Genomic DNA, 25,127 nt, shown 5'->3' on the forward strand with positions numbered 1-25,127 from the left:
ATGCAAACGCGCCGCGGCTGCCGCGGCGCGTTTGAAAAGAATCTGCCTCAGCCGCCGATCTGCGCCTTGCGGGCAGCGATGATCGGGGCGTAGAAGTCCGCGTTCACTTCGATGAAGCTCTTGAAGTCGCCGCCCTGGATGGCCGAGAAGCATTCCGCGTCGGTCTCGGGCAGCTTGAGCATGAAATCCTTGAACTTGGCCTTGATGTCGGCGTCGAGCGTGGTGCGCACGACGATCGGACCGTTGGGGATCAGCGGCGACTTCCAGACCTCGACGAGGTCGTCCATGTCGAGGATGCCCTTGTCGACCATCTTCTTCAGGTTGCCGGAGGTGTAGCCGTCCGAGAATTCGCCGACGCCCGAGCCGAAGGTCGTGCCGGCATCGAAGGTGCCCTTCAGGACTTCCAGCACGAGGTTCTCGTGGCCGCCGCCGAAGCCGGTCGAGGCGAAATAGTCCTTCACGGGGGCGTTGCCGAGGTCGGCCGGCAGCGACGTGACGGGGATGAGATAGCCCGAGGTCGAGTCCGGATCCGCGAAGCCGAGCTTCTTGCCCTTCAGGTCGGCGAGCGACGTGATGCCGGAATCCTTGCGGGCGACCATGATCGAATAATAGCCGGTCGCGCCGTCGGTCTGGACGGTGGTCAGGATCGGCTCGACCGCGTCCTCATCCTCCAGATAGATCTTGGCATAGCCGGAAGCGCCGAGTTCGGCATAGTCGAGCGTGCCGCCGAGCAGGCCCTGGATGGTGCCATCATAGTCGGCGGCGGGGAAGAGCGACACCTTCTCGACGCCCAGGACCGAAGGCAACTGGTCGACCAGGCACTGGAAATTGCGCAACCGGTCGGCCTCGTTCTCGCCGCCGATGATGCCGATGCGGAATTCCTTGAGATCTTCCGCCTGGGCCGCACCGATGGCGATGGCGGCGAGCGAAACGGCGCCGAATAGGATCTTCCTGAGCATGAGATATTTCTCCTGTTTGGGCTCGGGCAATGCTGGCCCGAAGCGTTCGTGAGGTCTGGATGCCGTCAGAGGCCGGCGAGGGCCGGTTCGAGCGCGCCGGCGGTGCCGAAGCGGCGGAGCCTGCCGTCATGAATGCTGGTCGAGGTGATCGCCTCGGAGATTTCGTTTCCGTCGCCGTCGGCGCCGTAGACGCGGCGCACGGCCTCGCGGTCCAGATCTCCGGGCCCGCCGTCAAAAACGACCTCGCCGGCGGCCATGCCTATGATGCGGCTGCAATAGGTACGCGCCGTGTCGAGCGTGTGCAGATTCGTGATGACGGTGATGCCCTCGCGCCGGTTGATGTCGCGCAACGCGTCCATCACGACCTTGGCGTTCAGCGGGTCGAGCGAAGCAATCGGTTCGTCGGCGAGGATCATCCTGGGCTGCTGCATCAGCGCCCGCGCGATCGCCACGCGCTGCTGCTGGCCGCCGGACAATGTGCCGGCCCGCTGCAGCGCGGTGCCGGCGATGTCGAGGCGCTCCAGGGCCGAAATCGCCATGGCGCGCTCATCGCGGGAGAAAACATTGAGGAGATTGAGCACGGTCGACCGATGATTGAGCCGGCCGAGGAGAACATTGGTCAGGACGTCGAGGCGGGGAACGAGATTGAACTGCTGGAAGATCATGGCGCAGTCGCGCTGCCAGCGGCGCAGCGCCGACCCAGCCAGCTTCGACACATCCGTCCCCTCGAACAGGATCGAGCCCTGGCTGGGGTCGATCAGGCGGTTGATCATGCGCAGAAGCGTCGACTTGCCCGCGCCCGAACGGCCGATGATTCCGACCATCTGGCCCTGAGGTATATCGAATGCCACTCCCCCGACGGCGGTCTTCGCGCCGAAGCGGCGTGTCACGTTGCGGATTTCCAGCATTGCGGCTTCCCTGTCCGGCGGCTCTTCGGCCTATCCACGGGAACCCGCTAAAGCAGCTCCATGAAGCTGCGGTGTCGGTTCGATGTCAGTTTTGTAACGATCAACAGAGGCCCTTGTTCTCTGCCGTCGGGCGGCCGGCCGCCAGGGAACGGCATGGATACTCGGGTCATCCTCGCTTCGCTCGGGCCCGAGTATGACGAAGCTTCTGGCGCGATGCCAATCGCAAACGCTGGCGATTGGCGCAGGCCTCAATGCAAATCGTCATCCTCGGGCGCGAGCTCACGTCAGTGAGCGAAGCTGACACGAGGATCCATTCCGTTCCCTGGCGGCCGGCCGCAGACCGCGGCGCAACACCCGGCCGGTCTCAGCCCTCGGCCAGGTCGAAGACGTGGTGGTGGATATGACCCTCGAACATGTCGAACAGGCCCTTGGTCGCTTCCCGGCTCTCGTAGCGAACCGGTGACTCGAGCGCGGCCGCGAGAGCCTCGCGGCTGTCATACATGGTGGAAAGCACCATCGGGTAGGAAGGGGCGCCCTCGTCGCGCTCGACATTGTAGAGCACGCGCACTTCCCTGATGCCGGGAAACCGCAGCCACATGGGCAGCAGCTTTTCCGCGACATAGGCCTTGAAGGCAGTCTCTTGCCCAGAACGGATGCTGCCTTCGAAGAAGGCCTGGCGAACGATCATGGCTTGTCCATTTGTGAGTTGACGGAGGTCGGCGGCTTTTCGCCGGCAAAATAGGCGGCGATGTTGGCAAGCACGATCTCGCCCATCGTCACCCGGGTCTCCACAGTCGCGCTGCCCTGATGCGGCATGAGAACGGTGTTCGGCGCGGTGAAGAACTCCTCGCGGATGGTCGGCTCGTCGACGAAGACGTCGAGGCCGGCCCCGGCTATGCTTCCCCCCTTCAGAGCCGCAAGCAGTGCATCTTCATCGACGACGCTGCCGCGTGCGACATTGACGAGGAAGCCCGTAGGGCCGAGGGCAGCAAGCACCTCGGCATTGACGATGCCCTGCGTGGCGGCGTTGGCGGCGACGCAGACGGCGAGCACGTCGCTGTCCTCAGCGAGTTCGACCGGCGAGGCATGGCGGACCCAAGCAGTGTCGAGGAGCGAGCGGTTCCAGTAGCGAACGGCCATGCCGAACGCCTCGGCGCGCCTGGCCAGCGCCTGCCCGATCTGGCCGAGGCCCAAAACCCCGATGCGCTTGCCATGAACCTTGGTGCCGAGTGGGAACGGTTCGCGCTTCGCCCAGCGCCCCTCGCGCACCATCCGGTCACCCTGCGGGATATGCCGGAGCAGCGCCAGCATCAGAGCGATGCCCATATCCGCGACATCCTCGGTCAGCACGTCTGGCGTGGTGGTGACATGGACGTTGCGAGCTCGGGCAAGCTCGAGATCGACCTTGTCAGTGCCGACGCCGTTGACGGCGATGACGCCGAGAGCGGGAAGCCGATCGAACCATTCGCGGGGAAGGCCAGTGGCGCCGCCGGTCGCGACCGCTCGGATCGATGGCAACGCCGCCTCGATCGCCTGCTTCTCCTCGGGATTGTAGAGCCGGTGAACGGTGTAGGCCTCGTCGAGTCGATCTTCGATGACCTTCATCATCGGTTCGACCAGCAGGATATGGTGCTTCAATTGGAAACTCCGTAAGTTTTTGATGCCAGCGACATCAAATGCCGGCTGTAGGAGAAGGCCCCTCACTGTCCTGCCGGACATCTCTCCCCGCATGCGGGGAGAGAGTCGATGTCGTGTCTGCTTTCGCCAATCGCCTGCGTATCCGATTGGCGAAACCCAAGCGGCCAGCGTCTCTCTCCCCGCATGCGGGGAGAGATGTCCGGCAGGACAGTGAGGGGCTATGCAAACGTTCGGCCATTTTCCTAAGGCCAGCCTTAGGAAATCTGGCCGAGGAAATTCCTGGTGCGCTCGTGCTTGGGATTGTCGAAGAACTCCGACGGCGACGCCATTTCGAGGATCTCGCCGCGATCCATGAAGATCACGCGGTCCGCGACGCTGCGGGCAAATCCCATCTCATGGGTCACGCAAAGCATGGTCATGCCTTCGCGGGCGAGATCGATCATGGTGTCGAGCACTTCCTTGACCATCTCGGGATCGAGCGCCGAGGTCGGTTCGTCGAAGAGCATGATCTTCGGATTCATGCAGAGCGCGCGGGCGATGGCGACGCGCTGCTGCTGGCCCCCGGAGAGCTGTGCCGGATATTTGCCCGCCTGTTCGGGGATGCGCACGCGCTCCAGGAACTTGCGCGCGGTCTTCTCGGCTTCGGCCGAGGATATGCCGCGCACCTTCATCGGCGCCAGCATGCAGTTCTCGATAACCGTCATATGCGGGAACAGGTTGAACTGCTGGAAGACCATGCCGGTCTCCTGGCGGACGAGCTCGACATTCTTGCCGCCGGCGGTGAGGTCCATCCCGTCTACGACGATCCTGCCCCGCTGCACGGTCTCCAACTGGTTGATGCAGCGGATGAGCGTCGACTTGCCCGAGCCCGAGGGCCCGCAGATGACGATCCGTTCTCCGCGGGCGACGGAGAGCTCTATGTCCTTCAGGACATGAAAGTCGCCATACCATTTGTCGACGCCTTCCATCAGCACGGCGGGACCGGAAGCTCCCCGCAGGTCATCTGCCGGTGTCTTTTCCATCAGCTTGGTCATGACGGGGAGTTCCCTTGTTCTTTTTTTACTTGGCCTTGCCGACGAAGTCCGGCAGCGGCGAGCCGAGCCACTTCTCGTGGATGGCATTGAGCTGACCGTCGGCCTTCACCTTGTCGATGAACTGGTTGACGAAAGTGAGCAGCTCGGACGAACCCTTGCGCACCGCGATGCCCTGCACCTGCTCGCTGAGCGAAAGCTTCTGGTTGAAGCGGCCGGGGGCGGCCTTCTCGATCTGGGCCGCGACGACGTTGGAGACGCCGATCAGCTCGACCTGGCCGGAGAGCAGCGCCTGGACGGCACTCGCGTCGTCGTCGAAGCGCTGGATCTTGGCATCCTGCGGAGCAATCTTGGTGACGGCGGTGTCCTGCGTGCTGGCGCGGGCGACGCCGATCGTCTTGCCGGAAAGGTCCTCCGGCTTGGACACGGCAACATCCTCCGCCCCGAAGACGCCGATCGAAATGCCGGCATAGGGCTGCGAGAAGTCGACGTTCTTGGCGCGCTCCTCGGTGATGCCGAGCGAGGCGACCAGCAGGTCGACCTGATTGCTCTGCAGGTAAGGAATGCGGTTCGGACCGGTGACCGGCACGATCTGAGCCTCTACGCCGAGCTCCTTGGCGAGCAGCTTGGCAACGTCCGCATCATAACCGTCCGGCTGATTGCTTTCATTCATGATGCCGAAGGGCGGGAAATCGACCAGCATTCCGATCTTCACCGTGCCGGCGGACTTGATGGATTCGACGGTCTGCGCCGCGGCCGGAGCGGTGATCATGCCCGCCATTAGGCCGGCGCCGACGAGTGCCATTGCCATGCGTCTTGTTATGTTCATCTTTCCTGTCCTTGGGTTGCGCCGGTTCCTCCCGGCAAGGGATCCCGTCAACGTGCCGTCGCTCGGGAAAACTTGAGTTCCATGCGGCTAGCGAGCACCGAAAGGGGCCAACACAAAACGAAATAGACGGCAGCCACGGTTCCGAACACCAGGAAGGGGCTAAAGGTTGCATTGTTGATGATCTGACCCTGGCGCGTCAGTTCGGTGAAGCCGATGATGGCGGCAAGCGAGGTGCCCTTGATGAGCTGCACGAGGAACCCGACCGTCGGCGCGACGGCGATACGTGCCGCCTGCGGCAGGATGACGTGGCGCATCCGGCGATAATAGCCGAGCCCAAGCGCCGTCGCCGCTTCGCGCTGACCCGGCGGGATCGCCTCGATGCAGCCGCGCCAGATCTCGCCCAGAAAGGCGCTGGCGTGAAGGGTCAGCGCCACTGCCGCGGCCGCCCATGGATTGATGGCAAAACCCAGAATGTTCATCCCGAAAAAGACGAGGAACAGCTGCATGAGCAGCGGCGTTCCCTGGAACAACCGGATGAAGCCGATGGCGAGGAGGCGCGGCAGCCGGGCGTCGGAGACACGCGCCAGCGCGATCAGCAGGCCTCCAAGACCGCCGCCCGCGAAGGCGATGGCCGAGAGCGCGATGGTCCATTGCGCCGCCATGACGATGGTGAAGAACTCGTTCCATCCGAAGGACCTGATCATGGGCGGGCTCCTATCGGCTCAACGGATATTTGAAGGCCATCCTCTCGATCGCTGAGAATATCGCCGAGAAGCCGACAGACATCGCCAGATACATCAGGGTGATGACGACATAGACCTCGAAGCTCGCGAATGTGGCCGACTGCAAATCGTTGCCGGCGGCTGCAAGATCGTCAGCCGAAATCGCCGAGACGACGCTCGAAGTGAGCATGAGATAGATGAATTGGCTGGTAAGAGCGGGATAAACCGTACGCAGTGCCGGCTTGAGAACGATGTAGCGGAAGGTCTGCAGCTTCGACAGGCCAAGCGCGGTGCCCGCCTCGATCTGCCCCTTCTGCACGGATTCGATGCCGGCTCGGATGATCTCCGTGCCATAGGCGCCGAAATTCACGACGAGGGCCAGAAGCGCCGCTCCGTTCGGCGACAGCCGAAGGCCGAGCGAGGGCAGGCCGAAGAAGATGAAGAAGATCTGCACCAGAAACGGCGTGTTTCGGATGATTTCGATATAGGCGTTGATCACCCAGCGGAGCGGTGCCGGACCGGAGGTCTTGCCCCAGGCGCAGACGACCGAAACGACGAGGCCGAGCACCATGGCGATGCAGGAAAGCCGGATGGTCAGCCACGCTCCGACGAGCAGTTGATCGAACGCCGCCAGCACCGGCGCAAAGTTGAATTCGTACAACGGGCAGCCTCCCGACGTGGCAGATCCCGCTTTCCCTCCGCTGAAAGCGAGCTTTAGATCGATCTAAAGCCGAATTCAGGCGACGTCAACCGCGAATCCCGGTCATGCCATCACGATATCAGGCGGCGCGCAGGACTGGCGGACATGCAGCACGGCCGGACCGACCGCCCGTCGCGGCGGCAATATCGGATCCGTTATCCGGTCGAGCAGGAGGCGCGCCGCGCTTTCGCCGATCGCGACCGGCGCCGTGGAAACGGAGGTCAGACGCGGACGCATCGCTTCGGCATCCGTCACGTCGTCGAAGCCAATCAACGAAAAGTCGCGGCCGACGGAGCGGCCAAGATCGTAGAGGCCGGCCGCCAGCCCCAGGGCAATGATGTCGTTGAAGCAAATGACCGCGGTCGGTGGCCGCGATTGCTCGAACAGGAGCCCGGCGGAGCCGGCGACCTGCGCCATCTGCATGGGAACACGGATGATCATGCTGGCGTCGAAGCCATGGGCTTGCATCGCCAGGCGAAAGCCGTCGACGCGCTCCTGGTAGGCGGAATGGATGGATCCATGCACGGCAAAGGCGATGGTCTGGTGACCGAGCGAAGCGAGATAGTCGACGGCTTGGTGCATGCCGGCGGCGTAGTCCACGCCGGCATAATCGATCTCGTCGGAGACATGGCGCAATACCTGCACCAGGGGCATGCCCCAGTGGGCTATCCCCTCCAGAAACGCCAGCTCCGTGCCCGCTGCGGGGCAAAGGATGACGCCGTCCACGCCATGCTCGCGCATGCGCCGCATCAACGTGCTCTGACGATCGACGAGGTCGCCGCTGTTGGTCATGATCACCACGAGGCCGGCAGCATCGATGACGGCTTCGATCCCCGAGAGGAGTTCGGCGAAGAAAGGATTCTTCAGCGTGGGCACCACGACACCCACTGTCTGGCTGCGTTCGACACGCAGGCCGGCTGCGCTCATGTTGTAGACGTAGCCGAGTTGCTGCATGGCCTCTTCGACGCGCTGGCGTGTGGCAGCGCCCACAAGCGGGCTCTTGCGGAGCACGAGGGATGCCGTAGCCCGGGAAACATTCGCCCGGCGCGCGACATCGAGGAGCGTTGCACGGCTTTTCTTTCGATCGTTGGCAGGCATGTAAGTCGCTTGTGTCGGTCTTTTGCGGCCCGTGAATCACGGTTCCGTCAGTTGCTTCACCGCCGATTATAGGCGCCGAAGCCGGCGGGGGAACTCCATGCGGCCGGAATCGCGTGCCGCTGTCGTGGACAGCCGCGGGCACCGCACTTCTGCTGAGCAATCTGCCGCGGTAGGATCGGCCGCAAATCAATCAGGAGAAGGAAAGCGATGGCCAGAGGAAGCTGCCACTGCGGCAATGTCTCGTTCGATGTGGAGGGCGCGCCTTCCAGCGTGGTCGAATGCAACTGCTCGCACTGCAGCCGCAAGGGTTATCTCTTGTGGTTCGTGCCGCGCGACAAGCTCACCCTGCATACGCCGCGCGAGAACATGGCCACCTACAAGTTCAACAAGCATGTGATCGACCACATGTTCTGCAGCAATTGCGGCTGCGCACCGTTCGGGCTGGGCGTCAGCCCGGAAGGCCAGGAGATGGCGTCGATCAATGTTCGCTGCGTCGAGGAGATAGACCTCTCCACGCTCCAGCGCATCCCCTATGACGGTCGCGATAAATAGGCGACGCTAGAGCATTTATGCAATTCCGGACGCAAAACCGCTGCGCACTTTTGCTGGAGCTGGTCTAGCAGCCGTGCTTCTCCAGGAAAGCTTCGGCCGACAGGCTGCGGAAATCGTCGAGCGCGGCGCGTAGCCGGTCGTGGTCCCAGTCCCACCAGGCAAGCGCCTGGTAGCGCTCCGCCGTCCCGCGGTCGAAGCGCTGCCGGATCGGCTTTGCCGGGACGCCGCCGACGATCGTGTAGGGCGCGACGTCCTTCGAGACGACGGCCCCGGCTCCGACCACCGCCCCGTCGCCGACCGTGACGCCGGGCAGGACGGTGGAGCCATGGCCGAGCCAGGTGTCATGACCGATCGTGACGCGCCGGGCGCGGCGCTCGGCGAAGAACTCAGCCTCGTGCTCGGCATCGGGCCAATAGTCCGAGGCGCGATAGGTGAAGTGATGAAGCGTGGCCCGCCAGGTCGGATGGTTGGTGGCGTTCATGCGCACCGAGGCGGCGATGTTGGAGAATTTCCCGATGGTCACGCACCAGGCGGCGCAGTCCTGCATCATGTAGGAATAGTCGCCGAGGATCGTCTCCTGTACGCGGCAGCGTTCCGCGATCTCCGTGTAGCGGCCGAGCGTCGAGGCCTGAACGTCGGCCGTCTCGTGGACCAGCGGCGCTTCCGAGAGCCTTGTCATGCCGCGAGCTTCCCCGGAGCGAACTCGGTGACGTCGATGACTCGGTCGGCGACGGCCTCGCGCACATCGACGTCGTGGAAGATGCCGAGCAGCGCGACACCCTCGGCCTTCTTCTCCTCGATCATGGCGATGACCACCTCCCTGTTCCGGGCGTCGAGCGACGCGGTGGGTTCGTCGAGCAGGAGAATCGGGTGTGAGGTAATGAAGCCCCGGGCGATGTTGACGCGTTGCTGCTCGCCGCCGGAGAAGGTGGCCGGCGGCAAAGCCCACAGGCGTTCCGGAAGATTGAGCCGCGCCAGGAATTCACGGGCGCGCCCGCGCGCCGCTTCCTTGCCCTCGCCGCGCGCAACGAGCGGCTCGGCAACGACGTCGAGCGCCGAGACACGCGGCACCGTGCGCAGGAACTGGCTGACATAGCCGATCGTGTCGCGGCGTATGGCAAGCACCGTACGGGGGCTGGCGGAAGCGAGGTCGATCAATTGCCCGTCATGGGAGACGATGATTTGACCTTGGTCGACGGCATAATTGCCGTAGACCATCTTCAGGATCGAGCTCTTGCCTGCGCCGGAAGGCCCTCCGAGCACGGCGCATTCCCCAGCTTTCAGCGCAAATGACACGCCGGCCACGACCGGCAGGCGAATGCCGTCGCGCAGGTGCATGGTGAAACTCTTGGCGACTTCGGAAACGACGAGGGGCGTGGGCATTAGTGCGCTCCGATTTCTGTTTGGCACGCGATATCACCCCCCTCTGTCCTGCCGGACATCTCCCCCTCAAGGGGGGAGATTGGACGGCCGCCGAGACGGCGCTCCATCCGAGACGGGGATGATTGGCGGATGGGCCGATGGCTGCCAATCTCCCCCCTTGAGGGGGAGATGTCCGGCAGGACAGAGGGGGGTGCGAAGACGAACAATTCTCGATCAGGATGTTTCCTACCCATCATCGTCACACCTGCAGGATCGAAGACACGAGGAGCTGCGTATAGGGCTGGCGGGGGTCGTCGAGCACGCGGTCGGTCAGGCCGGTCTCGATGACATGGCCATCCTTCATCACCATCATGCGCTGCGACAGGAGCCGTGCCACGGCAAGATCGTGGGTGACGACGATCGCCGCGAGGCCGAGATCCGTGACGAGCCCACGCAGGAGATCGAGCAGCCGTGCCTGGACCGAAACGTCCAGCCCACCGGTCGGCTCATCCATGAAGACGAGGCGCGGGGCGGTGACGAGGTTGCGGGCGATCTGCAGGCGCTGGCGCATGCCGCCGGAAAAGGCGCGGGGCTCGTCGTCGATGCGATCCTCATCGATCTCGACACGCGACAGCCAATCGACCGCCGTCGCCCGGATCCGGCCGTAATGGCGATCGCCGATCGCCATCAGCCGCTCGCCGACATTGGCGCCGGCCGAGACGGTCATGCGCAGCCCATCGGCGGGGTTCTGGTGGACGAAACCCCAGTCGGTGCGCATCAGGAAGCGCCGCTCCGCCTCGCTCATACGGTAGAGGTCGCGGAACATGCCATCGCGCATGCGATAGGCCGCAGTGCCGGAGGTCGGCAGAAGCCTGGTCGAGAGGCAGTTGAGAAGGGTCGTCTTGCCGGAGCCGGATTCTCCGACGATGGCCAGCACTTCGCCCGGCCAGAGATCGAAGGAGATGTCCTCGCAGCCGATGCGCGAGCCGTAATATTTCGACAGCGCCGTGACGCGCAGAAGCGGTTCGTCGGTCATTGCTTCGATCCCTTGTTGTAAACCGCCGTCACCATCACGCCTCTCCCGCGAGATGGCCGCGATGTCCCTCTTCCCTGCGCTTCTCGCAGTGATCGGTGTCGGAGCACACGAACATGTGGCCGCCGCGATCGTCGAGGATCACCTCGTCGAGATAAACCTTCCTGGCGCCGCACAAGGCGCAGGGTTCCTCGAAGGTCTGGATCTCGAACGGATGGTCCTCGAAATCGAGGCTCACCACGCTGGTGAAGGGCGGGATGGCGTAGATGCGTTTCTCGCGACCCGCGCCGAACAGCTGGAGCGCGGGCGACATGTGCATCTTCGGATTGTCGAATTTGGGCGTCGGCGAAGGATCCATCACGTAGCGGCCCTCGACCTTCACCGGATAGGCGTAGGTGGTGGCGATGTGGCCGTGCCTGGCAATGTCCTCGTAGAGTTTCACATGCATGAGGCCGTATTCCTCGAGCGCATGCATCTTGCGCGTCTCGGTCTCGCGCGGCTCGAGAAAGCGTAGCGGCTCGGGGATCGGCACCTGGTAGACGAGCGTCTGACCCTCGGCGAGCGGATGTTCCGGGATGCGGTGGCGGGTCTGGATGATCGTCGCCTTGGCGGTCTCGGTCGTCACAGCGACCTCGGCCACCTTCTGGAAGAAAGCGCGGATCGACACGGCGTTGGTGGTGTCGTCGGCGCCCTGGTCGATGACCTTGAGCACGTCGTCCGGCCCGATAATCGATGCCGTCACCTGCACGCCGCCCGTGCCCCAGCCATAAGGCATCGGCATTTCGCGGGAGGCGAAGGGAACCTGATAGCCGGGAATGGCGATGCCCTTCAGGATCGCCCGGCGGATCATGCGCTTCGTCTGCTCGTCGAGATAGGCGAAGTTGTAGGAAGCGATTTCGCTGGCGTGGGCGTTCATTCCGCGGCCTCCCGGCTTTCGGTCTCGGCATCGTTGCGGCCGTCATGCTCGGCGCGCATGCGGCGCACGAGATCGAGTTCGGCCTGGAAGTCGACGTAATGCGGCAGCTTCAGATGTTCGACGAAACCCGTCGCCTGCACATTGTCGGAATGCGAGATGACGAATTCCTCGTCCTGCGCGGCGGCAACCACGTCCTCGCCGAACTCGCGGGCGCGCAGCGCACGGTCGCAGAGCGACATGGCCATCGCCTTGCGTTCGGACTGGCCGAACACCAGCCCGTACCCGCGGGTGAATTGCGGCGGCGCCTTGGCCGAACCCTTGAACTGGTTCACCATCTGGCATTCCGTCACCCGGATGCGACCGAGGGTGACGGGAAACGGCAGTTCGGGAACTTCCAGCTCCAACTCGACTTCGCCGATGCGGACTTCCCCGACGAAGGGATGGTTGCGGCCGTAGCCGCGCTGCGTGGAATAACCGAGCGCCAGCAGAAACCCTTCGTCGCCACGCGACAGCGCCTGGAGGCGGATGTCGCGTTCCATCGGGAATTCCAGCGGCTGGCGCGTGATGTCGCCGGTCTCATGATCGTCCGGCAATTCGACGTCGGTCTCGATCAGCCCCTCATGGGCGAGGATTTCCGAGACACGCGGCATGCGCTCGGCCGCCGCTTCATCACGCTGCTCGGACGCATCGACCGGCGCACCGGCGGCCAGATCGGGATCGAGAAGGCGATGCGTGTAGTCGAAGGTCGGGCCGAGCAATTGCCCGCCGGGAAGGTCCTTGTAGGTGGCTGAAACCCTGCGTTCCACCAGCATCGCGGCGGTGTCGATCGGCTTCGTGTATCCGAAGCGCGGCAAGGTCGTCCGATAGGCGCGAACGAGGAAGATCGCCTCGATCAGGTCGCCCCGTGCCTGGACGATGGCCAGCGCGGCGAGTTCCTTGTCGTAGAGAGACCCCTCGCTCATCACGCGATCGACGCCGAGCCCAAGCTGTTCCACCACCTGGTCGAGGCGCAGTGCCGGCACGGAACGATCGCCGCGCCGGCGATCGGCAAGCAATCTGTGGGCATTGCGGATGGCTGCCTCGCCACCCTTGACGGCGACATACATCGTCAGGCCTCCTGGATACGGGTGGTGCGCGGCAAACAAGCCACGCCTTCGGGAGCGGCGAGGATCACGTCGACACCGCGCGGGAAACGCTGGTTGTTCTGCTTCCACTGCTCGACGAAGTGGCGCGGCAGCGGCGATGGCGAGAGGCTGGCCGCCTTTTCGATGCCCGGCCCCTCGAGCAGGAGTCGAGACCCGGCGGAAAGGGTCTCCACCTGCAGGATGAGCGTGGCCGAGCGGTCCGGATATTCCTGGGTGCCCTGCGCGAAATTATCGAGCGAGATCAGCTCGCCGGGCGCGGCGACAACCGCGAAAAGCGCCTCGTCGGGCGTGCGGGCCATCGGCGCGCCGGTATGGAAGCCGAGCCATGACTTCACCGCCGGGGAGGCCTGGGGGAACGTATCGAGCCACAGCGGCGTATCGTGGTCGCACAGGGCCAGCGCCACCGCCGCCGTGCTCGGGCACAGGGGCGCCGGCGGCCTCGCGAGGACGGGCATCGGCCTTACAGAACCCGGTCGGGCCATGGCATCCATCACGGCGCGGAACACGATCTGCGCATCGAATACCGGATTGCCGAAACCGCCTTCGATCGTTTGAGCTTCCATCAATCCTCTCCGCGCACCATGGTGAAGAAATCGACCTTCGTGGCAGCCGTTTCGGCTCGCCGTAGCCGGTCGGCCTCGCCGAGCACCGCTCGAAGCGGATCAAGCAGCTTCGCTTCGACATCGCCGCGCCTCGCCGGGTCCTGCCACAACGCGTCGGCAATCGCCGAAAGCCGCGCCTTCTCCTTGTCGCGGCCGAGCGCATAGGCGTGACCGATCTCGCCGGTGGAGAGCCGGACCGTGGCGCGCGTCACTGTCGCCTCGCCGAAATTGAAGGGAGCCCCGCCACCGCCGATGCGGCCCCGCACGGTCACCAAGCCGATCTCCGGCCCGCGCACCGCATGCGCCTCGACCTCGAAGCCGGCTTCGATCCAGGCCCGCTTCAGCGCGTCGGCCGGCGCCTGCGACATCACGGCCATGGCGGACTTGCGGGCCGCTTCGGCCTCTTTTTCCTGTCGTCTATCCACCTTCATTCGCGCCTCGCTCGATTTGTCTATTGTTCTATACAACTGAACAAATTATACCTGGCTTCTAACCTGTGTCCATGACGTGTTTGTGACAGGAGGGAGAAAGATGATGGAGCCCACCACGGTGGAGCGACGAAGCGGAGTGGCGCTGTGGCGGCAGATCGCCGACAGGATCCGGCAGGGCATAGCCGCCGGAACACTGGGCGAGGACGGCCGGCTGCCGCCCGAGCTCGTTCTTTCCGAGCGGTTCAAGGTGAACCGCCACACGGTGCGCAGCGCCATCGCCGCTCTGGTCCAGGAGGGCGTGCTGCGCGCCGAACAGGGCCGCGGCACCTTCATCGAAAAGCGCCGCCGGCTGAGCTATCCGATTTCGGCGCGCACACGGTTCTCCACCGGCCTGATGGGCCAGGCCCGCGACAGGCGCGGGGCGCTGCTGGCGCATGCCATGGAACCGGCGGATGCGCGGACGGCCGAAGCGCTCGGCCTCCCCCAGGATGCGCCCGTCCTGCGGCTGGAGATCCTCAGCGAGGCCGACGGGCGGCCGGTCTCGCGCGCCACGAGCTGGATCGATTCCGTCCGTTTCCCCGGCTTCGAAAAGGTCTTTGCGCGCACGGGATCGATCACGGCCGCCTTCAAGGCCTTCGGTGTCGACGACTATTTCCGAAAGTCCACTCTGGTCTCGGCGCGCCACGCCGATACCTCCGACCTTGCCGATCTCCAGCTTTCTCCGGGCGCGATCGTGCTCGTCACGGTGGCCATCAATGTCGATCCGGAAAATCTTCCGATCCAGTTCGCCGAGACGCGCTTCGCCGCGGATCGCGTGGAGCTCACGGTGCAGAGCGAGCCTTAGTCGGTTGCCACGCTCCCGCCGGCGCTGATATCTCCGCCACGGCTTTTCCCGCGCGAAGATGGAAGAAAGAGTGACAGATCTGCCCCAGCTTCCCGTCACGGCCGTCCTGCCGGCGTTGCGGAACGCGCTGGACGACGGGCCGAACGCCGTGCTCGTCGCGCCGCCCGGCGCCGGCAAGACCACGCTGGTGCCGCTGGCACTGCTCGACGCGGCCTGGCGAGGCGACGGCAGGATCCTGCTGCTTGAGCCGCGTCGCCTCGCCGCCCGCGCCGCCGCGCGGCGCATGGCTGCCCTGCTGGGCGAGGAGCCAGGCGGAAGGGTGGGTTACGCCATGCGGATGGAGAACCGGATCTCTAGTGCCACTCGCATCATCGTCGTCACCGAGGGCGTGCTCGCGCGCATGATCCTCGACGATCCCGAGCTTTCCGGGATCTCGGCTGTAATCTTCGACGAATTCCACGAGCGCTCGCTCGACGGCGATTTCGGCCTGGCGCTGGCGCTGGACGTGCAAGGCGCCCTGCGTCCCGATCTTCGCCTGCTCGTCATGTCGGCAACCCTCGATGGCGCACGCGTCGCCCAGCTGCTCGACGACGCGCCGGTGATCGAAAGCGAGGGACGCAGCTTCCCCGTCGACATCCGCCACGAGGAGCGTCCGGCCGGCATGCCCCTCGAGGACGCAATGGCGAAAGCGATCCGCGCCGCGCTGGCGAACGAGCCCGGGAGCGTGCTCGCCTTCCTGCCCGGACAGCGCGAAATCCAACGAACGGCGGAGAGGCTGGAAGGCAGGGTGCCGGAGAATGTCGACATCGCGCCGCTCTTCGGCCAGATGGACGGCAAGGCGCAGGATGCCGCCATCCGCCCTGCGCCGGCCGGCCGGCGCAAGGTAGTGCTTGCCACGGCCATCGCGGAGACGTCGATCACCATCGACGGGGTTCGCGTTGTTGTCGATTCCGGCCTGTCGCGGCTGCCGAAATACGAACCCGCCACCGGCCTGACCCGGCTCGAGACGGTGCGGGTCAGTCAAGCATCCGCCGCGCAAAGAGCCGGCCGCGCCGGCCGTACCCAACCAGGCGTCGCGATCCGGCTCTGGCGCGCCGAGCAGACGGCCGCGTTCCCGCCTTTCACGCCGCCGGAAATTCTCGAAGCCGACCTTTCAGGGCTGGTGCTCGACTGCGCCGCCTTCGGCGTCGCCGATCCGACGAGCCTCGCCTTCCTGGATCGCCCGCCCGCGCCGGCGCTGGCGGAAGCCCGCGGCCTGCTGTCGGAGCTCGGGGCGATCGACGCGAACGGCAGGCTGACGCAGAGCGGAGAGGACATGCGCAAGCTGGCGCTGCCGGTGCGGCTTTCGCATATGGTGGCGGAGGCCGCGCATGCCGGTCAGGCGCTCGACGCCGCCCTGCTCGCCGTGCTCCTGACGGAGCGGGGGCTCGGCGGCGATAGCGCCGACCTCGAGCGTCGTCTGGAACGTTTCCGGACGGAAAAGTCTCCTCGTGCGATAGCGGCCCGGCAATTGGCCGAGCGGCTGGCCCGCCAGGCGGGAGGTGGGCGGGGAGAGCCCGGGTCGGCCGGCGCGCTGCTTCTCCTGGCGTGGCCCGATCGCGTCGCCATGGCGCGCGGCGAGCGCGGCCGGTTCGTGCTCACCAATGGGCGCGGCGGCGCGGTCGAGGCGACCGACCCTCTGGCAGGAGAAAGATTCCTCGTGGTCGCGGATCTCCAGGGCAAGGCGCAGAACGCCCGCATCGCTGCTGCGGCCCCGGTCTCGGAAACCGATATCCGAACGGTGCTCGCCGGCCATATCGAGCGCAAGACCGAAAGCGCCTTCGATCCGGAACGCCGCGCCGTACGCGTGCGCGAAACGGTCCGGCTCGGCGCTATCCTGCTTTCCGAACGCATGTTGCCAGCACCATCGGGCGCGGAGGCCGACCTAGCGATGCTGGACGCGCTTCGTTCCCACGGCCTGTCGCTCCTGCCCTGGAGCAAGGAAGCCCAGACGCTTCGCCAGCGCCTTCGATGGCTGCATAGCGGGCTCGGCTCCCCCTGGCCGGATATGTCCGACGAAGCGCTGCTCTCGCGTCTCGACGAATGGGTGCTGCCTTTCCTGTCGGGCGAGGCCTCCTTCGCACGCATCGATCCCGGCATCGTCCAGGCCGGGCTGATGTCACTGGTGCCGCACGACCTCCAGCGCAGGATATCAGCCCTTGCGCCCACCCATTTCGACGCTCCTTCGGGCAGCCATGTGCCGATCCGCTACGACGGCGAAGCGCCAGTGCTGGCGATCCGCGTCCAGGAACTGTTCGGCCTCGACCGGCACCCCTCGATCGCCGGCGGCACGGTTCCCCTCACGCTCGAACTCCTGTCTCCCGCCCACCGCCCGATCCAGACGACGCGCGACCTGCCGGGCTTCTGGCGCGGCTCCTGGGCCGAAGTGCGCTCGGACATGCGCGGCCGCTACCCCAAACATGTCTGGCCGGAAGACCCCGTCAATGCCACGGCGACGAACCGGGCCAAGCCGCGAATGAAATAGGCCGGACTCCCGAGGGCGTCAGCCCACCGCAATCGCCTCGATTTCCACCAGCAGATTCGGGGCGGCCAGTGCCTTGACGATCAGCAGCGTCGTTGCCGGTGGAGGTGATGGCAGGGCGCCTGCCGCTCCCTCCATGAAGGCGGGGATCAGGCTCTCGTCGGTCAGATAAATCGTCACCTTGGCCAGCTTGCTGTTATCCATGCCCGCTTCCGCGAGCACGGCGTTCAGGTTGGCGGCGGCAATCTTCGCCTGCTCGACAATGCCCTCGCCCACCTTTCCCTGGGCATCGACCCCTACCTGCCCCGAGACGTACAAGGTGCGCTGAGCGCCGGTCGCAAGGGCTCCCTGGCTGTAATAAGGCGACTGCGGGTAGCCGGAAGGATTGATCATCGTCAGCATGGAAATCTCCTGCGTAGGGGGTGAAGCAAACATTCAGGCGCTCACAGCGCTGTCGCGCAAATTTCTCAGCCGGGAGAATTCCGCCCGGACCATCTCAGCCATTTCGGAGAATGACGTGCTACTGCGCGAAAGCGCTAGAATGCCGTGATAGAGGACTATGAGACGGGTGGTCTCGGACTTGGCCGCTTCGGCTCCCAGCTCGCGTTCGAGCACGCCGGCCACGCCTTTCCGCACGAGCTCCAGAGCCTCCCCAAGGCCTTCCGACGCAACTCCACCCTCACGCCCGAACTCGACGATCGAGTTGGTGATGAGACAGCCATGGCCATCGGCCAGCGGCATTTCCAGTACGGACAGATAAAGACCCTCCAGCTCCTCCAGTCGCGCCTTGTCGCCGGCGAAGACCTTCATGCGCTGCCGCACGAACCCATCGACATAGTGGGCGAGCGCGGCTCGGAAGAGGCCGGCCTTGTCGCCGAAAGCGTTGTAGATGCTGCCGGAGACGAGGCCAGTGCTTTTCTCCAGATCACTGATCGAGACATTCCTGTAGCCTCGCTGCCGGAAGAGATTGGCTGCCGAAAGCAGCACCGTGTCACGGTCGAATTCTCGCGTTCTCGCCATATGGACAGTTTTAGAACTTTCATTTTAGAATGCAAGCTCTAAAAAATCAGGTAGCGCCCTATCGCCTTACCCACAACCGCTGGCCGCGCGACGGCGACGAGCCGAGCCAAGCCAAGGGTGAAATAGGCCGGGGGCTGCCGCGGGCAGACCTTCCCGAATGCAGTCCGCTTCGGCGTCACGACCGCATGACACTTCCACGTCAGATCATTCACTCTGGCTTCCAAGCATCTGCGAAATGCGTTTCGCGCTCTCCTTGACCAGGGTGACGACCTTTCCAATGTCGAACTCCGGCGATGCCCATTCGGCGAATGCAGTGCTCAAGCCGGCGACCGTCCGCTCCGAGGCGTCGCGGATCGGAGCGCCGACGGAAACGACACCCGGTATGTTCTCGCCGGCAATCATCGCATAGCCCTGGCGTCGGATTTCCCCGATCTGTTCGATCAACACGGCTGGATCGGTGCAGGTCTTGGGTGTCACCTGCTCGAGCCGCTCTCCCGTGAGCAGCTTCTCGACCTCGTCGTCGGGAAGCCCGGCGAGCAGAACCTTGCCGAGCGCGGTGCTGTGCAGATAGGTCTCGCTTCCCGGCACGCTGCGGATGACGATCGGCCCCTCGCTTTGGGTCGAGAGAATGTAGACCGCACGCGCGCCGCGCAGCACGCCGAGATAACCGTTGAGCAAGTGTTTCGTCGCCAGCATGTCGAGCTCGGGCTTGGCCACCGAGATCAAGCGATCCTTTTTCGTCAGGCTCCAGCCGAGGCCGAAAGCCCGATACCCGATCGAATAGCGGCGCGTTTCCTGATCCTGCGTGACGAAATGGTTCTGCGCCAGCGTGTTGATGAGCCGCTGGACGATGGTGGGATTGACCTCCAGCTGCCGCGCGATTTCACGGACGCCCATCGGAGCAGCCGCCTTGTCGAGGATGATCAGGATCTCCAGCCCCCTTTGAAGGGACTGGCTGCTTCCTGTGAGCTTTGCGCCCGCTACCATGAGACAAATCCCGATTGCCCGGCCGATCTCAGGCGGGAACGACGCGCAGAGACCGGTCGATCGTTGAAAAGAGTTCGAAGCCGCTGTCGACGAGGAGCCCCGTATCCTCGACCATCATACCGCCCCAGCCCGGCTCGTAATACGGAGTTTCCAAACAGAATGTGCTGCCCGCCTGAAGGATATCCGAACTTTCCGGCATGATGACGGGCGCTTCATACACTGCCATGCCGATGGCGTGCCCGATATGCTGGCGGCGATATGGCCGGAAACCCTTCGCCTCGACCGCCTTGACCCCGGCGTCGAACACATCGCTGGCACGAACGCCGGGTCTCATCGCGTCGATCGTGACGTCGAGCCCTTCGAGCAGCGCGGCGTAGCGTTCCACCTGAAGCTTGGTTGGCTCGCCGATAACGGCCGTGCGGGCCATGTCGGATTTGTAGCCGTAATAGCTGCATCCGACGTCGAAGCGCAGCAGGTCGCCCGCCGCCAGAGCCCGTTCCGTGCTCATCGCGTCCGCCAGCGCGCTGCGCAGGCCGCCGACGACCGTGACGTTGCGCGGCAAGCCGCCGCCAAGCGACATGTGCGAAGCGACGACCGAAGCAATCGCCTTGTCGGTCGTGCCCACGGCCGCGGCGGCGATGCCGGCCTCGATGGCTCGCTCGGTGATGAGGGTCGTGTAGCGGAGGAGTTCGACCTCCAGCGGCAGCTTGCGGGCACGTACGGCAAGCATCCACGGCGTTGCGTCGGCCACTTGCCCAAATCTTTCCGCCAGCGCGTCCAGCGCTCCATTGGCGAGGTATGCCCGTTCCGCCAGCACGGTTTTCGCCTTCACCCCGCTCAGCGCCTCCTGGAGCGCGCCGTCGAACGAACCGTGCCGCGCCTCGGTGTGCGACGACGGCGTGTCGCCGCTGAAGAAGAACTTTCCGAATGTGTGAATACTGTCCGGCGCGAAGCCCGCATCGATGGCCGGTGCAAAGTCCGCCGCCGGCGCGACCAGCATCGCGTTGTCCAGAGTGACGAGCGCTGCGTAGCTGTAGCGTCGGTTGATCGTCGCGCCCATGCTCTCGTAGCCGGTGGCATAAAGCACATTCTCCGGGCTCGCGATGACGAGCAAGTCGATCTTGTCAGCCGCCATCTGGTGGCGGGTCCGGTCGAGCCTCTCTCCAGCGAGTGTTGCGATCTGAGCGGCCAGGGCGGCGCCGGTCTGTAGCATGCGTGCGGTTCCCATATCGAATGATTCTGGTTCGCGCCAAAAGGCGACGCGGCATTGACAACAGATTTCGGTCGTCAATACAATAGGAAATCGAAACAGTGTTGCGATAATAGAAACACACAGGGGAATGACATGGATCGACGCGGTTTCCTTCTCTCGAGCCTGAGCCTCACTGGCATGGGCATCCTCGGCCTGCCGCGGCCGGCCAGCGCACAGGCCTATCCCTCGCGCCCGACGACAATCATCATTCCGTTTGCCGCCGGCGGTGCGGGCGACCTGAGCGGGCGGGTGATCGCCGACTTCGCCAGCAATAAGAAGGGAGAGGCCACCGCGGTCGATTTTCGCCCCGGCGCCGGCGCCACGATCGGCACGGCCCAAGTCGCGGACGCGGCACCCGATGGGACCACGCTCGGCCTCTATTCGGTCAGCCCCTTCGGCACGACGCCGCACCTGCAGAAGGTGCCGTACGATCCGCTCACCAGTTTCACCTATGTAGCGGCCCACGTCTTCGTGCCGATCGCCTTCTACGTGAAGGCGGACAGTCCGTTCGCGACCTGGGATGATGCCGTGAAGTTCGCGGTCGACAATCCCGGCAAGTTCAGATGGGGAACCGCGGCGGTCCGCGGCGCCGCCCATCTTGCGACGGAGGCAGCCTTCCGTCGTGCCAAGGCTCAAGCCACCTTCGTGCCCTTCAAGGGTGGCTCGGAAGCCATGACCGCACTGCTCGGCGGCCACATCGAGGCCTCCGTGTCGTCCGATTATGGGCCGCAGCTCGACGCCGGCCAGGTGCGGCTCCTGGCCTCCACCGGAACCGAGAAGATCGCGGCATTCCCCGACGTACCGACCTTCGGCGAAATGGGGCAGCCCATCGCCGTCGAAGCGACCTACGGGCTGGTCGGGCCGGCCGGCCTCCCCGCCGAAGTCGTCACCTACTGGAATGACGCGGTGAAGGAGCTTCAGGCCGCGCCAGAGTTCGCCGACTATCTCAAGGTGGTGAAGGGCGGAAAGCTCTACTGGAACAGCGAGGAGTTCACCGAACGCGCCAAGGCGGCCTATGCGAATCTCGGCCAGGCCATCAAGGAACTGGGGCTCTAGCGGCGTGGCAGGCGCCGTCTCACTGATCGTCGCGGCTACCGTCGCGATGATCTACTCCTTGCTTCACTACAGCATCTGGTCGTTGGGCATGCCGGGGTCTGGACTCATGCCTGTGGTGTCGTGCGCCATGGTGATCGTGCCCTGCGTATGGACCATTCTCGCAAGGGATACCGGCGAGACAGCGAGGTTCGCGTCGCCGGCGCTCGCCTATTGTGCCGGCTTCGTCGCGATCCTTCTTCTGACCGCCGCCATCGGCCTGCTGCCGGCTTTGGCGATCGTGGCGGCCGCGATCCTGCACTTTGAAGGCATGTCGCTGCCTCGCTCTGTCATCATCGCCGCGGCGGTAGCATTGGGAAGCTGGCTCCTGTTCGAGCGCACGCTGATGGTGCCGCTTCCGGGCGGAGCGATCTGGGGATAGCTGATGGATGTTCTCGGTGATCTTGCTCAGGGCTTCGCGCAAGCGGCCACGCCCTGGAACCTGCTGATCGCGCTTGCGGGCTGCATCGTCGGCACCGCAGTCGGCGTCCTGCCCGGCCTGGGTCCGACCGCGACGATCAGCCTGCTGCTGCCGATTTCGGTCTATCTCGACAAGACCAGCGCCATCATCCTGCTGTCCGGCATCTATTACGGCGCGATGTATGGCGGCTCGATCACGTCGATTCTCGTGAAGATCCCCGGCGAGGCGGCAAGTGTCATCACCTGTATCGATGGCTACCAGATGGCGCGGCGGGGGCGCGCGGGGGCGGCGCTCGCGATCGCCGCATTCGGCAGCTTCTTCGCCGGCATCGTCGCCACAGTCGGCATCGCACTCGTTGGCCCCGGCGTGGCCGAGTTCGCGCTTGCTTTCGGCCCTATCGAGAAGACGTCCTTGCTGATCCTCGGCTTCACGCTCGTTCTCGGCGTGGGCGAAGGGTCGCGCATCAAGTCGGTCGCCATGATCGGGCTCGGGCTCTTTCTCGCCACCGTCGGTGTCGATCTCGTCTCGGGCGACGAACGCTTCGTGTTCGACATCGCGCCGCTACGCGACGGCTTCAACATCGCCATCCTGGCGATGGGCCTGTTCGGCATCAGCGAGGTGCTGCTGATGGCCGAGGACCGGGATGAAAGCACGAAGGCGGTCCCAACTCCCAAACGGCTCAGGGAGTTGCTCCCGAACCGGACGGAGCTCGGCGAATCCGCCGCGCCGGTGGTGCGCGGCAGCCTGCTGGGCTTCTTCCTCGGACTGCTGCCGGGCGGCGGCGGAATGATCGCGAGCTTCGCCAGCTACATGCTGGAGCGCCGGATCTCGAAGGCGCCCGAAGCCTTCGGCAAAGGCGCCGTCGCCGGCGTCGCCGGACCCGAGGCGGCGAACAACGCGGGAGCGCAAGCGAGCTTCGTCCCATTGCTCTGCCTCGGCATTCCGGCCAATGCGACGATCGGCGTTATCATGGGCGCGCTGCTCATGGCTGGCGTGACGCCGGGCCCGCGGCTGATCGTCGACCATCCCGAGATGTTCTGGGGCGTGATCGCGAGCATGTTCGTGGGCAATGCCATCCTCGTCGTGCTCAACGTGCCGCTCGTCGGGCTGTTCGTCTCCCTCCTTCGCGTGCCGCGCGCGGTGATGTCGATCCTGATCCTCTTCTTCTGCGTCATCGGCGCCTACAGCCTCAACAACAACATGTTCGACGTGGCGGCGATGCTGGCCTTCGGCGTCATCGGCTACGGCCTTCGCAAGACCGGGTTCGACGTAGCGCCGCTGCTCCTCGCCTTCGTGCTTGGACGGCTGTTCGAGGAAAGCCTCATGCAGGGCCTCATCATCGGAAACGGCCAGGTGAGTGCGTTCCTGCTCAGCCCTCTCAGCGCGGTCTTCGTGGTCGCCGCCTTGCTGATACTGCTTCTGCCGGCGGTGATGCGCCTGCGCCCAACTCCGATCTCCCCTCCCAAGAGTACCGAATGAGTCATGCAAGCGATCAACAAACATCTGACCGGTTTCCAATGCATCCGATGCAGAGCGATCCACCCCGTAGCCGACTACCCGGAGGGATGTCCGAGCTGTCTGGCTGACGGGCATCCTGCCAGCGTCGTGCCGGTGTATGACGAAACCGTGCCGCCGGCGTTTGGGGGCGGCGGTCGCGGCATGCAGCGCTTCGCCCACAGGCTCCCCTACATCTCGTTCCCATGTCTCGGCGAGGGCGACACACCGCTCGTCGAATTGCCTGCCCTTGCGCACGAGCTCGGCCTCGGGCGGCTCTCGATCAAGCTGGAGAGCGCCAATCCCACCGGTTCGCACAAGGACCGGATGAGCGCGCAGTTCGTGGCGCGCGCGAAGGATCGCGGCGGACCCGGCGTCATCGCCGCGTCGAGCGGCAATGCCGGCGCCTCGCTGGCGGCCTACGCAGCCGCGGCGGGTCTCCGCTGCGTCATCGTCACCACGCCGGCTATCAGCCCTCCGTGGCGGCGCGCTATCGAGATGGCCGGCGCTGAGATCATCTATACGGAAGACAGCCTGGAACGCTGGGCGATCGTGCGCCGCAAGGTGCGCGAGGAGGGTTATGCGTCGGCCACCAACTACCTCGATCCGCCAGTCGGGAGCGACGCCTACGGCGTCGAGGGCTACAAGTCTCTCGGCTACGAACTGGCCGAGGATGAAGCGACAGCCGAAGTCGATGCGGTTTTCGTGCCGACAGCGCGCGGCGATCTGCTCTGGGGCATCTATCGCGGCCTGGCCGACGCTGTCGCGGAAGGCAAGCGATCCAGTCTGCCGCGCCTGATCGCCGTGGAGCCGTTCCCGCGGCTGAAGGAGGTCCTCGCTGGACAAGACCTCCGCATGCACTTTCCCGGCAAGTCGCTGCTCGTCTCCATCGGCGGGGCGACGGTCACCTACCAGTCGTACCTGGCGGTTACGGAGAGCCGCGGCACGGCGGTTTCCGTCCCGCAGGACCAAGCGCTAGCTGACCAGCAGACGCTCGCGCGCAATGGCCTCTACCTCGAGCTTTCGGCTGCGGCGTCGCTGACAGGCTTGCGGCAAGCGATCCAGCGTCCGGGCGAGACGATCCGCAGCGCCGTTCTGATCGGCACCTCGCACGGGTATAAGGAAAGTTCCTGAAAGCCTGCGAGAGGTGTCATGCCACCGTCAACGAGATTCACCGTTGGAGCGCGATTGCGCGGCGCGCCGTCCTGCTCCGCCGGGCAAAATTCGAGTGGAGCGCCTGAAGCCGGCGGCCACCCTGGCTGATAGCGTCCATTGGCTATGCCGTCCTCGCGATTTCTCGCAAGGCTTCGATGGTCTCCAACTCGCGGTACGACGTCTCGTCATTGCTAAGGCCGTAGTCGCGGCTGGCTGACAGCTTTACGATCACGGCTTGGCGCGCCCTGTTTACATAAACGAATTGATTGTAGACGCCGATAGCCGCGAACTCGCCTTCCGACCCGTCCATCACCCACCACTGATAACCGTAACCCAACGGGGAGTCCGAGAGGCCGGTCTCGCCCGGCATGAGGTGGGCTGCATCCGGCGTGACCGAAGCCTCGACCCACTCGCT

At 64.9% G+C, this 25,127-nt stretch carries 27 protein-coding genes and 1 pseudogene; 7 read left to right on the forward strand and 21 right to left on the reverse strand.

The window, feature by feature from the left end; all coding sequences use genetic code 11:
* Positions 1–47 precede the first annotated feature (47 nt).
* The 9 genes from phnD to ACCO56_RS18955 all read right to left on the reverse strand — a co-directional run bounded on the left by phnD (position 48) and on the right by ACCO56_RS18955 (position 7,885).
* Complete coding sequence (phnD, locus tag ACCO56_RS18915; protein WP_433642359.1) at positions 48–959, reverse strand: phosphonate ABC transporter substrate-binding protein; 912 nt, start codon at positions 957–959, stop codon at positions 48–50.
* A gap of 65 nt (positions 960–1,024) precedes the next feature.
* The gene (phnC, locus tag ACCO56_RS18920; RefSeq protein WP_433642361.1) at positions 1,025–1,867 is read right to left on the reverse strand and encodes a phosphonate ABC transporter ATP-binding protein; all 843 of its coding nucleotides are present in this window, start codon (positions 1,865–1,867) and stop codon (positions 1,025–1,027) included.
* A 364-nt stretch (positions 1,868–2,231) separates the two neighbouring features.
* Positions 2,232–2,555: a hypothetical protein gene (locus tag ACCO56_RS18925; protein ID WP_433642363.1), complete on the reverse strand. Its 324-nt coding sequence runs from the start codon at positions 2,553–2,555 to the stop codon at positions 2,232–2,234.
* Entirely contained in the window at positions 2,552–3,505 is a 954-nt protein-coding gene (locus ACCO56_RS18930) for a 2-hydroxyacid dehydrogenase (RefSeq protein ID WP_433642364.1), read from the reverse strand. The genes ACCO56_RS18925 and ACCO56_RS18930 overlap by 4 nt, the downstream gene beginning before the upstream one ends.
* 254 nt (positions 3,506–3,759) lie before the next feature.
* Positions 3,760–4,539 (reverse strand): amino acid ABC transporter ATP-binding protein, encoded by a 780-nt coding sequence (locus ACCO56_RS18935; protein ID WP_433642365.1) that lies wholly within the window; start codon positions 4,537–4,539, stop codon positions 3,760–3,762.
* Positions 4,540–4,564: 25 nt separating this feature from the next.
* Positions 4,565–5,365 (reverse strand): transporter substrate-binding domain-containing protein, encoded by an 801-nt coding sequence (locus tag ACCO56_RS18940; RefSeq protein ID WP_433642366.1) that lies wholly within the window; start codon positions 5,363–5,365, stop codon positions 4,565–4,567.
* Between the two features lie 47 nt (positions 5,366–5,412).
* A complete protein-coding gene (locus ACCO56_RS18945) occupies positions 5,413–6,069 on the reverse strand; it encodes an amino acid ABC transporter permease (RefSeq protein ID WP_433642367.1) in 657 nt (218 codons plus the stop codon).
* Positions 6,070–6,079: 10 nt separating this feature from the next.
* Entirely contained in the window at positions 6,080–6,748 is a 669-nt protein-coding gene (locus ACCO56_RS18950; protein WP_433642368.1) for an amino acid ABC transporter permease, read from the reverse strand.
* A 102-nt stretch (positions 6,749–6,850) separates the two neighbouring features.
* Positions 6,851–7,885 carry a LacI family DNA-binding transcriptional regulator gene (locus ACCO56_RS18955; protein ID WP_433642369.1) on the reverse strand — a complete coding sequence of 345 codons (1,035 nt, stop codon included), beginning with the start codon at positions 7,883–7,885 and terminating at the stop codon, positions 6,851–6,853.
* A gap of 207 nt (positions 7,886–8,092) precedes the next feature.
* Between ACCO56_RS18955 and ACCO56_RS18960 the strand changes: the two genes are divergently transcribed.
* Positions 8,093–8,437 (forward strand): GFA family protein, encoded by a 345-nt coding sequence (locus ACCO56_RS18960; RefSeq protein WP_433642370.1) that lies wholly within the window; start codon positions 8,093–8,095, stop codon positions 8,435–8,437.
* A gap of 64 nt (positions 8,438–8,501) precedes the next feature.
* Here the strand turns inward: ACCO56_RS18960 and ACCO56_RS18965 are convergent, their stop codons facing one another.
* The 7 genes from ACCO56_RS18965 to phnG all read right to left on the reverse strand — a co-directional run bounded on the left by ACCO56_RS18965 (position 8,502) and on the right by phnG (position 13,926).
* On the reverse strand, positions 8,502–9,116 hold the full coding sequence (locus ACCO56_RS18965) for a DapH/DapD/GlmU-related protein (protein ID WP_433642371.1): 615 nt from the start codon (positions 9,114–9,116) through the stop codon (positions 8,502–8,504).
* Positions 9,113–9,820 (reverse strand): phosphonate C-P lyase system protein PhnL, encoded by a 708-nt coding sequence (gene phnL / locus ACCO56_RS18970; protein ID WP_433642372.1) that lies wholly within the window; start codon positions 9,818–9,820, stop codon positions 9,113–9,115. Before phnL ends, ACCO56_RS18965 begins: the two co-directional genes overlap by 4 nt.
* Positions 9,821–10,058: 238 nt before the next feature.
* The gene (gene phnK / locus ACCO56_RS18975) at positions 10,059–10,835 is read right to left on the reverse strand and encodes a phosphonate C-P lyase system protein PhnK (RefSeq protein ID WP_433642373.1); all 777 of its coding nucleotides are present in this window, start codon (positions 10,833–10,835) and stop codon (positions 10,059–10,061) included.
* Positions 10,836–10,869: 34 nt separating this feature from the next.
* Positions 10,870–11,748 (reverse strand): alpha-D-ribose 1-methylphosphonate 5-phosphate C-P-lyase PhnJ, encoded by an 879-nt coding sequence (locus ACCO56_RS18980; RefSeq protein ID WP_433642374.1) that lies wholly within the window; start codon positions 11,746–11,748, stop codon positions 10,870–10,872.
* The gene (locus ACCO56_RS18985; RefSeq protein WP_433642375.1) at positions 11,745–12,854 is read right to left on the reverse strand and encodes a carbon-phosphorus lyase complex subunit PhnI; all 1,110 of its coding nucleotides are present in this window, start codon (positions 12,852–12,854) and stop codon (positions 11,745–11,747) included. Before ACCO56_RS18985 ends, ACCO56_RS18980 begins: the two co-directional genes overlap by 4 nt.
* A 2-nt stretch (positions 12,855–12,856) precedes the next feature.
* Entirely contained in the window at positions 12,857–13,456 is a 600-nt protein-coding gene (gene phnH, locus ACCO56_RS18990) for a phosphonate C-P lyase system protein PhnH (RefSeq protein WP_433642376.1), read from the reverse strand.
* On the reverse strand, positions 13,456–13,926 hold the full coding sequence (gene phnG, locus ACCO56_RS18995) for a phosphonate C-P lyase system protein PhnG (RefSeq protein ID WP_433642378.1): 471 nt from the start codon (positions 13,924–13,926) through the stop codon (positions 13,456–13,458). Before phnG ends, phnH begins: the two co-directional genes overlap by 1 nt.
* A 100-nt stretch (positions 13,927–14,026) precedes the next feature.
* Here phnG and phnF point away from each other — a divergent pair, with 100 nt between their 5' ends.
* On the forward strand, positions 14,027–14,770 hold the full coding sequence (gene phnF / locus ACCO56_RS19000) for a phosphonate metabolism transcriptional regulator PhnF (RefSeq protein ID WP_433642379.1): 744 nt from the start codon (positions 14,027–14,029) through the stop codon (positions 14,768–14,770).
* 58 nt (positions 14,771–14,828) lie between these two features.
* Positions 14,829–17,294: an ATP-dependent helicase HrpB gene (hrpB, locus tag ACCO56_RS19005; protein ID WP_433642380.1), complete on the forward strand. Its 2,466-nt coding sequence runs from the start codon at positions 14,829–14,831 to the stop codon at positions 17,292–17,294.
* 18 nt (positions 17,295–17,312) lie between these two features.
* On the opposite strand, the gene ACCO56_RS19010 is transcribed toward hrpB, so the two are convergent.
* From ACCO56_RS19010 to ACCO56_RS19025, 4 genes are all read right to left on the reverse strand, one after another.
* Entirely contained in the window at positions 17,313–17,693 is a 381-nt protein-coding gene (locus ACCO56_RS19010; protein WP_433642381.1) for a RidA family protein, read from the reverse strand.
* Positions 17,694–17,726: 33 nt separating this feature from the next.
* A complete protein-coding gene (locus ACCO56_RS19015; RefSeq protein ID WP_433642382.1) occupies positions 17,727–18,311 on the reverse strand; it encodes a TetR/AcrR family transcriptional regulator in 585 nt (194 codons plus the stop codon).
* Positions 18,312–18,515: 204 nt separating this feature from the next.
* A complete protein-coding gene (locus tag ACCO56_RS19020; protein WP_433642383.1) occupies positions 18,516–19,298 on the reverse strand; it encodes an IclR family transcriptional regulator in 783 nt (260 codons plus the stop codon).
* Between the two features lie 28 nt (positions 19,299–19,326).
* Entirely contained in the window at positions 19,327–20,511 is a 1,185-nt protein-coding gene (locus ACCO56_RS19025; RefSeq protein ID WP_433642384.1) for a M24 family metallopeptidase, read from the reverse strand.
* A 132-nt stretch (positions 20,512–20,643) separates the two neighbouring features.
* Here ACCO56_RS19025 and ACCO56_RS19030 point away from each other — a divergent pair, with 132 nt between their 5' ends.
* The 4 genes from ACCO56_RS19030 to ACCO56_RS19045 are packed head-to-tail and all read left to right on the forward strand — an operon-like array spanning position 20,644 to position 24,691.
* The gene (locus ACCO56_RS19030; protein WP_433642385.1) at positions 20,644–21,606 is read left to right on the forward strand and encodes a Bug family tripartite tricarboxylate transporter substrate binding protein; all 963 of its coding nucleotides are present in this window, start codon (positions 20,644–20,646) and stop codon (positions 21,604–21,606) included.
* A gap of 4 nt (positions 21,607–21,610) precedes the next feature.
* Positions 21,611–22,024: a tripartite tricarboxylate transporter TctB family protein gene (locus ACCO56_RS19035; protein ID WP_433642386.1), complete on the forward strand. Its 414-nt coding sequence runs from the start codon at positions 21,611–21,613 to the stop codon at positions 22,022–22,024.
* A 3-nt stretch (positions 22,025–22,027) separates the two neighbouring features.
* Positions 22,028–23,542, forward strand: coding sequence for a tripartite tricarboxylate transporter permease (locus ACCO56_RS19040; protein WP_433642387.1), 1,515 nt, complete (start codon positions 22,028–22,030; stop codon positions 23,540–23,542).
* A 3-nt stretch (positions 23,543–23,545) separates the two neighbouring features.
* The gene (locus tag ACCO56_RS19045; RefSeq protein WP_433642388.1) at positions 23,546–24,691 is read left to right on the forward strand and encodes a threonine synthase; all 1,146 of its coding nucleotides are present in this window, start codon (positions 23,546–23,548) and stop codon (positions 24,689–24,691) included.
* Positions 24,692–24,833: 142 nt separating this feature from the next.
* Here the strand turns inward: ACCO56_RS19045 and ACCO56_RS19050 are convergent.
* Positions 24,834–25,127, reverse strand: a pseudogene (locus ACCO56_RS19050) (serine hydrolase domain-containing protein); the annotation flags it as partial.

Source organism: Mesorhizobium sp. 1B3, assembly GCF_050958605.1.
GTDB lineage: Bacteria > Pseudomonadota > Alphaproteobacteria > Rhizobiales > Rhizobiaceae.